The 12904-nt window shown below is 58.5% G+C and carries 11 protein-coding genes; all 11 read right to left on the bottom strand.

Annotation, left to right across the window (positions count from 1 at the left end):
• Window positions 1-9 precede the first annotated feature (9 nt).
• The 11 genes from AC2TDA_RS16460 to AC2TDA_RS16410 all read right to left on the bottom strand — a co-directional run bounded on the left by AC2TDA_RS16460 (window position 10) and on the right by AC2TDA_RS16410 (window position 12877).
• Window positions 10-936 (bottom strand): carbohydrate kinase family protein, encoded by a 927-nt coding sequence (locus tag AC2TDA_RS16460; protein ID WP_480879794.1) that lies wholly within the window; start codon window positions 934-936, stop codon window positions 10-12.
• A 41-nt stretch (window positions 937-977) separates the two neighbouring features.
• A complete protein-coding gene (locus tag AC2TDA_RS16455) occupies window positions 978-2882 on the bottom strand; it encodes a family 1 glycosylhydrolase (protein ID WP_480879793.1) in 1905 nt (634 codons plus the stop codon).
• Between the two features lie 95 nt (window positions 2883-2977).
• The gene (locus tag AC2TDA_RS16450; protein ID WP_480879791.1) at window positions 2978-4882 is read right to left on the bottom strand and encodes a beta-galactosidase; all 1905 of its coding nucleotides are present in this window, start codon (window positions 4880-4882) and stop codon (window positions 2978-2980) included.
• Window positions 4879-5739: an SMP-30/gluconolactonase/LRE family protein gene (locus tag AC2TDA_RS16445; protein ID WP_480879789.1), complete on the bottom strand. Its 861-nt coding sequence runs from the start codon at window positions 5737-5739 to the stop codon at window positions 4879-4881. Before AC2TDA_RS16445 ends, AC2TDA_RS16450 begins: the two co-directional genes overlap by 4 nt.
• Complete coding sequence (locus AC2TDA_RS16440; RefSeq protein WP_480879787.1) at window positions 5736-6341, bottom strand: 2-dehydro-3-deoxy-6-phosphogalactonate aldolase; 606 nt, start codon at window positions 6339-6341, stop codon at window positions 5736-5738. Before AC2TDA_RS16440 ends, AC2TDA_RS16445 begins: the two co-directional genes overlap by 4 nt.
• The gene (locus tag AC2TDA_RS16435) at window positions 6338-7231 is read right to left on the bottom strand and encodes a 2-dehydro-3-deoxygalactonokinase (protein ID WP_480879785.1); all 894 of its coding nucleotides are present in this window, start codon (window positions 7229-7231) and stop codon (window positions 6338-6340) included. Before AC2TDA_RS16435 ends, AC2TDA_RS16440 begins: the two co-directional genes overlap by 4 nt.
• A gap of 4 nt (window positions 7232-7235) precedes the next feature.
• On the bottom strand, window positions 7236-8003 hold the full coding sequence (locus AC2TDA_RS16430) for an SDR family NAD(P)-dependent oxidoreductase (protein WP_480879783.1): 768 nt from the start codon (window positions 8001-8003) through the stop codon (window positions 7236-7238).
• Window positions 8003-9712: an IlvD/Edd family dehydratase gene (locus AC2TDA_RS16425; protein WP_480879782.1), complete on the bottom strand. Its 1710-nt coding sequence runs from the start codon at window positions 9710-9712 to the stop codon at window positions 8003-8005. The genes AC2TDA_RS16430 and AC2TDA_RS16425 overlap by 1 nt, the downstream gene beginning before the upstream one ends.
• 25 nt (window positions 9713-9737) lie before the next feature.
• Entirely contained in the window at window positions 9738-11078 is a 1341-nt protein-coding gene (melA, locus tag AC2TDA_RS16420) for an alpha-galactosidase (protein ID WP_480879780.1), read from the bottom strand.
• A gap of 22 nt (window positions 11079-11100) precedes the next feature.
• Window positions 11101-11949: a carbohydrate ABC transporter permease gene (locus AC2TDA_RS16415; RefSeq protein WP_039543893.1), complete on the bottom strand. Its 849-nt coding sequence runs from the start codon at window positions 11947-11949 to the stop codon at window positions 11101-11103.
• 1 nt (window position 11950) lies between these two features.
• Window positions 11951-12877: a carbohydrate ABC transporter permease gene (locus tag AC2TDA_RS16410; protein WP_480879778.1), complete on the bottom strand. Its 927-nt coding sequence runs from the start codon at window positions 12875-12877 to the stop codon at window positions 11951-11953.
• Window positions 12878-12904 lie beyond the last annotated feature (27 nt).

The raw sequence follows: 12904 nt of genomic DNA, 5'->3' as shown, positions 1-12904 counted from the left end.
TCATCTTTTTCAAAGTTCATGCGCCCAGGGTGGATTTGCTCCGGCGCGGGACACGGTTACGGCTGCTACTTCAGCGCCCTTGGCCAGAGCTGCGCGCAGGTTTTCAGGGGGCAGGGCGCGCAGGGCGAGTTTGTTCAAGTGACCGGCTTGTTCCAATTCAGCCAGAACGCCCGCATTGAACGTGTCGCCTGCGCCGACGGTGTCGACAACCTGTACGGGTTTGACGGGTACCGAGACTTCGGTTCCATCTGTCAGATAACCGGTCGCGCCTTCGCTGCCGCGCGTAATGATCACTACGGAGGGACCGGCCTGCAACAACAGAGGTACTTTTTCGGCGAGGCTCTCGGGGCCAGGGATGATCCAGTCCAGATCCTCATCTGACACCTTGACGATGTCACACTGAGCGATCATCCGGTTTAGCCGGGTGCGGTAGCGGGTTTGGTCCGTGATGAAACCGGGGCGAATGTTTGGATCCATCATAACGGCGCGATCCGCACCATGACGTTCCAGCAGGGCCGCATAAGCGTCTGCGCAGGGCTCACATGCGAGGCTGATCCCTCCGAAATAGAGCGCACTTGCGGTTGGCAATTGATCTGGCATGTCCTCGGGACGCAGCATACGACCGGCTGAGTTTTCGTCGACAAAACTGTATGTGGCGTGACCGTCTTGCAGCTGTACAAACGCCAGAGTTGCTGGACGGTCCGACCGGATCAAATGGGTCGTATCCACGTGGCTGGACTGCAATGCGTCTGCCAGTTGTTTTCCGAACATATCTGTCGACAGGCCCGTCAGCATACCTGCCGGCGCGCCCAGACGTCCCAATGCGATGGCCGTATTGAAGATGGCACCGCCGGAATACGGAACATACCCTTCAGTTCCAGAAACCGTGGGTTCGGCAATCATGTCGATCAGGGCTTCTCCGCAGCACAGGATCATTTCAGCGTCCTTTTCAGGTGGCAGGCCTTAATACGGTTTACTTAGTGCTCGAGCGCATTTTTGCAGAAATTGTTAGCGCCAACAATGCCGAATTCATCTTGTTCTGAAACATATAGGTTCATCGACTGGCGCAACGCGTCAAACCGGCCGCCCGCGTTGAAGGCGCGCAGGAAATCCTGCCCAAAGAGCCAGCGGTTTTTTTCCGCGACTCCACCGACCAGAAAGATCCCCCCTGCGGGCACCAGCGCTACAGCCAGATCGCCCATAATAGCCCCCAAGTGTTCTGTGAACATCCGTGCGGTTTTGACTGCGCATGCGTCATTCCCGTCCCGGGCGTCCTGCAGAATGTCTTTTGCGGACCGGACGGGAGTGTCAGATTGTCCTCCGGCAATCCCTACGGCCTGGTACAGGATCGGCAAGCCGGTGCCGCTTAGGAACATCTCGGCTTCCAGCGTCAGGCTGTCGCCAAAGAAACAGTCCGGTGCAATTTTCCGTGCGGCGTCAAACACATCGACTTCATCCCGGTGGCGGGGGGATAGGCCCATATGGCCGCCTTCACCCGAGAGGGTGTGGAAATGCCCCTCGAAATACAGCAGCGCGCCGACCCCCAGCCCAGTACCGGGACCAACGACCAACCGTGTACCCATAGGCGGAGTGGTAGCACCTTGAAGAACCTCGACGTCTTTACTGGTGATCTCGGCCACTGACCACGCAGCGGCGGTGAAGTCATTGATAACAAACGTGTGCTGCGCTCCGGTGGCGCGCGCCAGTTCCGTCTCGGACAAGTCCAGATTGGCGTTTGTCAGGCGGATGCTTCCGTCCTTCACCGGTCCTGCCCCGGCGGCCACCACAGCGCGCGGATCAGTTCCGATCGTGTCGCGTAGGTCGTGCAGTGCTTCGCGCAGATCGGCCAGCGTACCGGTGGGGTGTTTGTGCAGGTCCGTTAGCTCTCCGTTTGTCACCACGCCAAGCCGCGTGTTGGTGCCACCGATATCGGCCACCAGGTTCCAATGATCATGCACATTTCCCGGTGAACTCACCCATGGTGAGGGCATCCCGTCTGAGGTCACGACGGATTTCAAGGCACCTATCGCTGCCTCGTCTGTCGTTTGAAGAAAATACCCCTGCACCGGGAGTGAACTATCCAGCATTGCCGACAAGTTGTCGAGTTGATCAGAAAGGTCAGCCGGTGCTGTGGCAGGTGCAGTAACAAAAATAGGAATGTTCTTGGTGTTATCGCACTGGATGCTCTGAAGACACTCGGCAAGCTGAACCAGATTAGATTCAGGAATTGTCAGGCCGCACCAGTCGACCGGTACTGAAATTGTTTCAAGGTCGTGTCTCCATCCTGCCGGCAAGTGGGGCTCAAGTGTTTCAAGCAGATCGACTGGATATTCGCCGTTAAACATCATATTGAACAGAACAGAGGCTACCGGGGTTTCCGTGCAGATTTCTGCTCCCAGATTGGTCATCCCATAGCCACGCATCGCTTGTATCGCGCGACCATTGGCCATTAGCTGATGATGCATGCTACGGGCCGCGGTACGAAGATCCTGCTTTTGATTGCCGGCAGCCAATCCTGATGGACACTCTATCTGAGGCGCGGCACTGAACACGCGGTCGCCAATGCGGGCCATGACAATCTCGGCGAAATCGCCAAAATAGCTGGCGACGTCGCTATTGCGCCAACCACCCAGATCTTCCAATTCCGGAGGCAAGACAGAGTGGTCCAGTATGCCGCATGGGCGCAGCCCATATTCTAATGCGTCATCAACCAACTTGTCGCAATCATCCAGCGCGACTGGATCAACCTGACCGCGCCCATGCGGGACAACGTGCGCCCAGCAGATCGAAAAGCGATAGGCATCAAACCCGCGAACCGGTTTTGCAGGGGCCGCCAGACCAAAGAGAAAGGACCTGGGAAAATCGGATCGGGTTTTGTTCATTATCACAACCTGTTTGTGGCCTGATCTGCCGTCAAGCCACCTATCAGGTTATGTTAGCGGTATCAATTCTTTCGGATGTCAGATTTCAAAGGCAATCAGTCCGGGTCTGAAAAGACAACGTCACACCCATTGATCTCGATACCGTTCCAGGTGACCGGATCAGCGTTGTAGTTGATCAGCACGTCGTGGCTTGCTGTCTGACGTCTGCGCAAGCCTCCGGGCATAGGGTGGAGGGGCAGCCCGGTCTGTTGAGTGGCCATTGCGATCACTCGATCCCATAATTCATCATCCGGGAAGCCGGCCAGATACCATATCCCGTCAACCCCCTTCAGCGCCGGATTCCCATCTTGGTAGGACAACAAGTCTGGCGCCGTGCCGGATAGGCGCTCCACCCAATGAGCAGCGGTACCGCCGCCTTGTACTGGACGTTCAGAGCCCGGCGGTATTGTTTCGACCAAATCAACATCGCAATCCATGGCCGACAGGCCGGGACGCCCCGGACCGGGGATCTGGAAGTCCCGGGTGATTGCGCCCGTGCGCGGCCCCAGTACGGCAAGGTCGCAGCCTTCGGTCAAATTCTGGACCAATCCTTCGTCGAGTGTAGCCAAACCGGGGGCGAGGATCAGCTTGTAGCGGTCAGGCGGGACATTTGAGGTTGAAACAAAATCAACCGAAAGTCCGGCCCGTCGCAACGCACGATAGGCCGAGAAAACAAGACGGAAGTAATCGAAACCGGCTCCAAGAGGTTGCGTTGCCCACGCCCAGTCCGAGGCATAGTCGAACAGGATTGCCACTTGGGCTTTGTAGAGTGAGACGTCGCCCAGTTTGGCCAGATCATCGGCAGTCTGGCGGGCCTCGGCCAGTCCGGGGGCGTCCCGGACCGAGGGTGTTTGCAGCCCTGCATGCATTTGTTCCTGTCCGAACGGTGCCTGTCGCCAGCGGAAATAGCTAACGACCTCGGCGCCATGCGCTATGGCCTCCAGCGACCAAAGGCGGACCATGCCGGGCAGCGGGGCCGGGTTGTACGGAGCCCAGTTCACGGGGCCGGGTTGTTGTTCCATCACCCACCAGCGCCCGCGCCCAACCGCACGGTAGAGGTCATGGTGAAAGGCCTGCATGTCCGGGTCACCCTGCTGCAGAAAGGCGGATTTGTGCACGGCATCGGCTTCAAGCCTGTCCGACAGAAAGCCGATGGGATAGCTGTCCCATGTCGCGATGTCCAAGTCCTGACCAACCTTGAAATGGTCAAACGTCAGAATGCGCCCCATGTAGTTATGTAGTAGGGGCGCATCTGTCAGCGGGCGCAGCACGTCCACCTGCGCTTTGTTAAACGCCACCACCTGGTCCGAGCTGAACCGGCGGAAGGCCAACACATGCGCCGGGTTGGGTTCGGTCACGGTCTGGTTGGGCAAGTCAATCTGATCGAAGCTACCATACTCCATCGACCAGAATACGTTGCCCCAAGCTGCGTTCAGTGCCTCGATCGAGCCGTACTGATCCGCCAGCCAAATCCGAAAGGACTGCAGGGCAGTGTGGCTGTAGCTGAGCGTGGTGTCATGACAACCATATTCATTGTCGATCTGCCAAGCCGCCACATGCGGGTTGCGCCCATAACGTTCGCCCATGATCCGGGCGATGCGCGTGCATTCGTCTATGTAACCCTGATGACTGAAGCAGTAGTGGCGCCGCGAGCCGAACTTGCGCGGAGCGCCGCCTTCGTCCGCCGCCAGCATGTCCAGGTGTTTGTCCAACATCCAGCGTGGTGGTGTTGTCGTCGGTGTGCCCAGAACGACTTTCAGCCCTGCGCTGCCCAGCGATTCAATTGCCCGGTCCAGCCAATCCAAGCGCAGATCACCTGGTGAAGGTTCCATCCGACTCCACGCAAATTCACCGATGCGGACCCATGTCAGACCGGTTTCAACCATGCGGGTTGCATCCGTCGTCCACATCGCTTCGGGCCAGTGTTCCGGGTAGTAGCAAACGCCAAGTTCGGGTTTCATAGAAGGACTCGGTGTTCAGGCTGACCACGCCCTGCGTTGGGTGCGGCAAGGGTCATGCCGTTTGTCGGTTGAATTTCAAGCGTATCCGCATCCAGCCCTTCGCGGGCCGTCGTGCAAAAAAGCGTTGTCAGATCGTCCCCACCAAAGGCGGGGCAAGATGTGTGAGCCGCCGCGAACCTAATCGCCTTCAGGAACCGGCCTTCGGTGTCGTAAGCGGCCACGCGGGAGGCGCCCCACTGTGCTATCCAGATGTTGCCCGCGCTGTCCACGACAGCACCGTCCGGGTTCAGCCCGTCCGCGCGCAGGTCGAGAAAGACAGACGGGTCGCCCTCGGGCCAGCCGGTGTCAGGGCTCAGGGCCCACCGCATGACCTGTTTCGTCATTGTATCCGAAAAATATGCGCAGGATTTATCTGGTGCGAAACAGATAGCGTTAGAGATAGTCACGTCCGGCACAAGTTGGCGCAGTTCGCCGCGCCAAAACCGGTAGATCGCTCCGGCTCCGGGTTCGGCGTTCTTACCCATGGTGCCGATCCAGAAGCCGCCCCAGGGATCGGCACGCCCGTCATTCGAACGTGTTACGGAGTTGTTGGCCTCCAGCGGAGCAACCAGTTCTTTCTGACTGTCTAGCAGGTTGAACCGCCACAAACCGGTTTCCGAGGCGATCAGCAGCGTGCTGCGGTCCACCCAGCCCGCCGCCGAGACGTGTTCATTAAACGTCCAGCTTTTTGGTTTCCCATTTTCTTGGGACATCATCCGGCGGCCGACAATGTCGAACCAGAACAGTTGCCGCCGGGCCGGGTGCCATAGCGGGCCTTCACCCAGCTCGCAGGCGCGGTCATCATGAATCTGGCTCATGCAATAGCCTCATCATAGGCCGAGACGATCTTCTGCGCGCGCGCAGTGACGTCGTCAATCGATAAGCCCGGTTTGTAAAGCGCCGAACCGATGCCAAACCCATCCGCACTAGCCTTGATCCACGTGCCGAAGTTTTCAGAGCCCGCACCGCCAACGGCGAAAACCAGAGTGCCCGCGGGTAGTACAGCCCGCAGCGCGGACAGTCCTTCGGGCCCGGCCATCGTTCCGGGAAACAGTTTCAAACCGGAGGCTCCGGCCCGCAAGGCGGTAAAGGCTTCCGTCGGCGTGAAAACACCGGGCCAACTCTCCAACCCCAGCCCAACCGAGCGTCGGATCACCTCAGTGTCGCAGTTCGGCGACACGATAAGTTTGCCACCTGCATTTGCCACCGCATCGACCTGATCTGTGCTTAGAACAGTGCCAGCCCCGATCAGGGCACTATCCCCGAATTGGTCGGCCATAATTCTAATGCTTTCAAGCGGTTCTGGTGAGTTCAGCGGTACTTCGATCCGATCTATGCCGGCTGCGATCAGGGCGTGCGCTACGGGCGCCGCCTCGGAGGGCCTAAGGCCGCGCAGAATTGCGATGATGGGGCGGCTCATGCAGTTTGCCTCGTCAGGTTGCGGGCCATGGTCAAACCGGCCAGAGTGGATTGCGTGGCATTCGCCGTTTCGACAAAGGCGCCCTGTTTTTGCAGTGCTTTGACATAGAAATCGGACAGACCCTCGGCTCCGACGACTGCGATCTGTTGGCCCAGCCAATAAGGGCGCGAGGCCGCAAGTTCCGCGCCGATCAGCAATCCGGACAGGCGTGCCCGTGCAACGTTTGGGTTCTGAGAATGCAGTAAGTCCGCAGCACGCAGCCCGAACAGACGCGCAGCCAGCTGTTCCGGTTTCGACAGAGCATCCTCGACGGCTTCGACGAAGGCGGTGTCTTCCCAGCCATCCCCAACCGAGTGCCGTAAAACCGATTGGCTGCGCAGCAGGTCGAACAATTCGCCCGTCATGAAGGTGCGGAAGCTGACGACTTCGCCGGCGCTGACCTGTACCCATTTCGTATGGGTGCCGGGCAGGCAGATCACTCCGTCCCAGTTGGGGCGGGTCGACAGGAAGCCGGCGATCTGAGTTTCCTCGCCCCGCATCACGTCCGGTGGGGTGTTCTGCTTCAAACCGGGCACCACAAAGGCGCGGATGCGAGAGTCGGTATTCGGCACCCGGATTGGAACACCGGGCAAAGGTGCAGAGGGCACTGCCGTATACGGTGCCTCGACCCAGCCCTGTCGCGCACCTACCATGCCGCATGCAATCACATCGACCGGAGCATCGCCGAGCCAGTGCCCCACCAGCGTAAGCAGCGTGTCCTGGAAGTCACCCTTGGCCACGCGGGACATACCATGATCCGACTGCGCGGCATCCAGTACTGTGCCGCCTCGCATGGCCCAGGTCCGAAGGTGAGACGTTCCCCAGTCGACGGCAATCCATTCTGTATTCATAGCTTCACCCCGATACCACAACGCCGCCATCGACGGCCATGCACTGGCCGGTCATGGCCCGGCTGGCGTTGGAAGCCAGAAACAGTGTCGGTGCAACCATGTCCTCGGGTGTCAGATGCTCTTTGAGGCATTGGCGGCCCAGATGTGCGGCCAGATCATCGGGCGTGGCCCACATATCCAACTGCTTTTGCGTCAGCACCCATCCCGGTGCCAGAGCGTTGACACGGATTTTCTGAGGCCCCAATTCGCGCGCCAGCGATCTTGTCATCCCGGTGATCCCGGCATTCGATGTGGTGTAGATCGGGTATCCCGCGTTGCCCATCATATAGCTGATCGAGCTGAAATTGATGATTGCCCCACCTTTGCCCTGCATCTGTCGTGCAGCTTCCTGGCAGGCAAAGTAATAGGCCTTCAGGTTCACCTCTATCATCCAGTCCCAGAATTCGGGCGTAGTTTCGTTCAGAGAGTGCCGTTTGTCGTTGGCGGCGTTGTTGACAAGTACGTTCAGTGAGCCATGCGCCTCGGCGGCCTTGGCCATGGTGGCATGCAGCAATTCAGTATCGGTCATGTCGCCTTGCAGGAACAAAGGCGCGCGGCCGTGTTTGTCGCGCATCTCTTCGACGAAACCGCTGGCGTCGGATCTGCCGATGAAGGCGACCTTCGCACCTTGCTCCATGAAACCGTCCGTCAGCGCGGCGCCAACTCCCGATCCGCCGCCGGTGATGAAGACCGATGCGCCGCTCAGGTCGTGAAATGTGGCTGGTTGGTCCATCAGTGGCTCTCTCTTGTCACAAGGCGTGTGTCTTTGCCGACGAGGAAATCAAGGTCTGCGCCCTGATCGGCCTGTAAGACGTGATCGATATAGAGTTTCGCGTAGCCGCGGGTGTAATGCGGCGCGTCCGGTTGCCATGCGGCGCGACGGGCGTCCAGTTCCTTTTGGTCGACCAACAGCTCCAGCTCGCCTTTGCTGGCGGAAACCCGAATGCGATCACCGGTTTTGACCAGCGCCAGCGTGCCGCCTGCCTGGGCTTCGGGGCTGACATGCAGGATGACGGTGCCATAGGCGGTGCCAGACATGCGCGCGTCCGAGATACGGATCATGTCGCGCACACCTTCCTTCACCAGCTTGGCCGGGATCGGCATATTGCCGACCTCTGGCATGCCGGGATAGCCCTTGGGGCCGCACCCCTTGAGCACAAGAATGGTCTCGGGCGTGACCGGCAGGTCGTCGCGGTCGATATTGGCTTTCAGGTCTTCGATATTTTCGAAAACGTAGGCCTCGGTCTCGGTTTCCAACAATTCATCTGTTGCCGCTGAGGGTTTTACAATGGCGCCGTTCGGGGCCAGATTGCCGTGCAGGACACGCAGGCCCGCAGCAGGTTTTACCGGCTCGTTGAAGGGGCGGATGACATCTGTGTTGAAACACTCGGCGCCGTCATAATGGGCCGAGATGTCCTTATTCAGAACGGTTTTGGCCGGGCGCAGGAAGGGTTTGAGTTCGTTCAGAACGACCGGCACGCCGCCGGCATAGCAGAAATCTTCCATTAGGTATTTGCCCGAAGGCATACAGTTAACCAACAACGGAATTTCCGAGCCGATCTCGAAATCCTTGAGCGTCAGATCCACGCCCACACGCCCCGCCAGCGCCAGAAGGTGAACCACCGCATTGGTCGAACCGCCGACGGCGGCGTTGGTCAGGATGGCGTTTTCAAACGCTTCCTTGGTCAGGATATCCGACGGTTTCAGGTCTTCATCCACCATCTCGACAATTCGTTTGCCTGTCAGATGCGCCAGCGCCATGCGGCGGGCGTCGACAGCGGGCAGAGCGGCATTGGTGGGCAGGCTCATGCCCATCGCTTCGACCAATGAGGCCATGGTCGAGGCCGTGCCCATCGTCATGCAGACCCCGGCACTGCGCGACATGCCGGACTCGGCACTCATGAAATCCTTGAGGGTCATCTCACCAGCGCGAACGGCTTCGGAGAATTTCCAGACGTCGGTGCCCGAGCCGATATCCTGCCCGCGATACTTGCCGTTCAGCATCGGGCCGGAACTGACGACGATCGACGGCAGATCGACGGAAGCCGCGCCCATCAATTGTCCCGGTGTGGTCTTGTCGCAGCCACCCAGAAGGACCACGCCGTCTATGCCATAAGCACGAATGGATTCCTCGACATCCATCGCCAATAGATTGCGAAACAGCATGGCAGTGGGCTTCATCTGCGTCTCGCCCAGCGACATGACCGGGAATTCGACCGGAAATCCACCGGCCTCCCAGACACCGCGTTTGACGCCTTCGGCCAGATCCCGCAGGCCAGAGTTGCAGGGGGTCAGTTCAGACCACGTGTTGCAGATGCCGATAATGGGGCGACCATCAAAAGCGTGATCCGGAAAACCCTGGTTTTTCATCCACGATCGGTGGATGAACCCATCTTTGTCCAGCTTGCCATACCAATGCTGTGAACGGCGTTTTTTTGTCATTGTTTTCAGCCTTCTAAAATTGGGCTCAGGCGGCCTTGGCAGGTTTGCACCAATCGGGCAACCAGTCGGCATGCGCTACCAGAAGATCATTTACCAGATTTCGGATCTGCCGCAGGTCCAGTTCTGCTGCGGTGTGGGGGTCCATCATGGCCGCGTAATAGATAAACTCGGGGTTCTGCTCAACCAGCGCCCGAACAGTTAACTCCTGTACGTTGATCTGAGTGCGCATCAGCGCGATCAATTGCGGTGGAACGTCAGTGACGACCGATGGCTGGACACCGTTGGAGTCCACAAGACACGGGGTCTCGACCGCAGCCCCCAGCGGCAACTGGGGTATTTGTCCAGTGTTGGGTAGGTTGCCGTAGGCCGTGTAGGGCGTATCGGTGACGACTGCATTCATCAGGTCGGCGGCGAACTCGTGGCTGCGAATGACCTCGATATCCCGCCCGTCGGTCAGGGTCTTGGCCTGTTCCTTCCAGCTTGCAACCTGCTCCTGGCAGCGTGTTGGGTATTCGTCCAGTGGGATGCTGAACTGTTCGATCAGATCTTCGCGCCCGTCTTTGATGAACCACGGCACGTATTCGGCCAGATGTTCCGAGCTTTCGGTGCAGAAGTAACCCAGGTGCTCCATCACCTCGTACCGCACTTTGTTGGGGCAGCGCGGCATCAGAAGCGGAGGTTTCGGGAAGCGACCATCCGCATATCCCTGACGTAGGGCAGGGTAGAGATCGCGCCCCTGATGTTCCAATCGCAGGAAGAAGGCGACGTGATTGACGCCCGCGACCTTGTAGCGGAACTCGTTTTTGGGAATGTCCAGATCATGCGCCAGTTCTTCGACCGTGTTCTGCACCGAATGGCAAAGCCCTACATGTTTCAACGACGGAAATCGCTCGGACAGCGCCCAAGTGTTGATGGCCATCGGATTGACGTATTGCAGCAGAGTCGCATTCGGGCAGACTTGCATCATGTCCCGAGCCACATCCCAGAGTACCGGAACCGTACGCAGTCCGCGCATAATGCCTCCGATGCCCAACGTATCGGCAATCGTCTGGCGCAGGCCATATTGCTTGGGGATTTCGAAATCCGTTACCGTGCAGGGTTTGTAACCACCGATTTGGAATGCGGTAATCACGAAATCGGCCCCTTCCAGCGCTGCACGGCGATCTGTGTGCGTGGACACTGTCGCGCCGGTGCCGAGAGAGCGGATCATGGCTTTTGCGACGGCTTCGCTTTCAGCCAGACGAACCGGGTCGATATCCATCAGCGCAAAGTGGCTGTCGGCAAGCGCCGGGGTCAGCAGAGCGTCGCCCACGATATTCTGCATGAAAATCGTGGAGCCCGCCCCGATAAACGTGATCTTAGTCATTCTGCAAACCCTTGGTTTGGCGTTATTTTACGGCACCGAGGGTCAGACCCGCGATGAAGTGTTTCTGCATGAGGAAGAACATGGCCACCGGCGGCAGCGCCGCGACGATGGAGCCTGCACTCATTAACTGATAGGCGGCCCTGAATTGGGCGTTAAAGCTGGTGATGCCTGCGGTGACAGGCTGGCTTTCCGCGCCTTGGGTCAAAACAACGGCCCAGAAATAGTCGTTCCAGATGAAGGTGAAGATTAGCACGCTGAGCGCCGCAATTGCAGGCTTCATCAGCGGCAGGACCACGTACCAGAAGATGCGCCATTCGCTGATGCCTTCGACCCTGGCGGCCTCGATTAGTTCAAAGGGCAGGGCGCGGATGAAGTTGCGCATGAACAGCGTGCAGAACCCGGTCTGGAACGCGATGTGGAACAAAACTAAGCCGGTTTTTGTATTGTACAGGCCAAGTTGCAAGGTCAGATCGCGCACCGGGACCATCAGGATCTGGAACGGGACGAAGTTGCCCGCCACAAACATGAAGAAAATCCAGAGGTTCGATTTGAACTTGTAGATCCCCAGCGCAAAGCCGGTCATGCAGCTAAGCGCCACGGCTCCGATCACCGTGGGGACCGTGATCAGGAACGAGTTCAGCAGATAGCGCGGCATGTCTGAGTTGAAGAACACCTGCCCATAGTTGAACGCGCCTTCAAAGCTGGACGGCATGCCCCAGTAATTTGCGTTGGTGAAGTCCGCCTCGGGCTTGACCGAGAACAGGGCGACCGCCAACAGCGGGCCAAGCCACAACAACAATGCCAAGGGAAGCATGGCCTGATAGGTGATCTGCGCTGCGCGGGGTTGTTTTTCGATGGGTTTGGGAAACATCTCAGTGCCCCTTCTCTTCGCGATACATCGACCACAGGAAATAGGCGATGAAGCATAGCATGATCAGGAACAGGATCACGGCGATGGCCGCTCCGTATCCCATGCGGAAACCGTATTCGGACAGCGCGACCTCGAACATGTAATAGGCCAACACGCGGGACGAGCCGAACGGGCCGCCTTGGGTCATGATCGAGATCAGGTCGAAGCTGCGCAACGCGCCGATAATTGTGACGACAAAGGCGATGAACGTGGCGGGGCGCAGCTGCGGCAGGATGATGTGCCACAACATCCGCGCGCCTTTGGCACCGTCGAGACGGCCGGCCTCAATCTGTTCGGGGTCAACGGCGTTCAGGCCGGTCAAGTAGAGGATCATACAATAGGCCGTTTGTGGCCAGAGCCCGGCGAAGATGATGCCGTAAGTCACGAACCGCTCATCGCCCAGCACGTTGAGCGGACCCATACCGAACAGTCCGAGGAATTCGTTCAGCAGACCGAAGGTCGGATCATAAAACCACGTGAACACGAGGCCGACAACGACCTGAGAGATAACAAAGGGGAAGAAAAACAAAGATTTGTAGAGGCGGATACCTACAACTGTCTGGTTCAGGAACAACGCGATGAACAGGCCCGCCGGGATCGCTGCGAGATACAGGATCAGCCAGATCAGGTTGTTCTTGAGCGAGATGAAGAACGCGTCGCGGTCGACCCATTCCCAGTAGAGATCCTCGTAATTTCGAACGCCGACATATTCGGCAGCGCCCAGCCCGTCCCATTCGTAAAGCGACAGGTTGAAGGACTGAAATACCGGGATGATCACATAGACCATGAAGAACAGCAGACCCGGTGCGAGAAACAGCCAGGGGGCAAGGCGTTGCTGGTTGCGATGGAACCAGCTTTCCTGTTCGGGGATGTCGACGGCAACGGTCATGAATAGATTTTCCGGTTTTTTGGGGGT

The organism is Ruegeria sp. HKCCD6426 (assembly GCF_057221115.1).
Note: the sequence above shows the minus strand (reverse complement) of the source record. Positions and strands in the feature narration are given on the sequence as shown.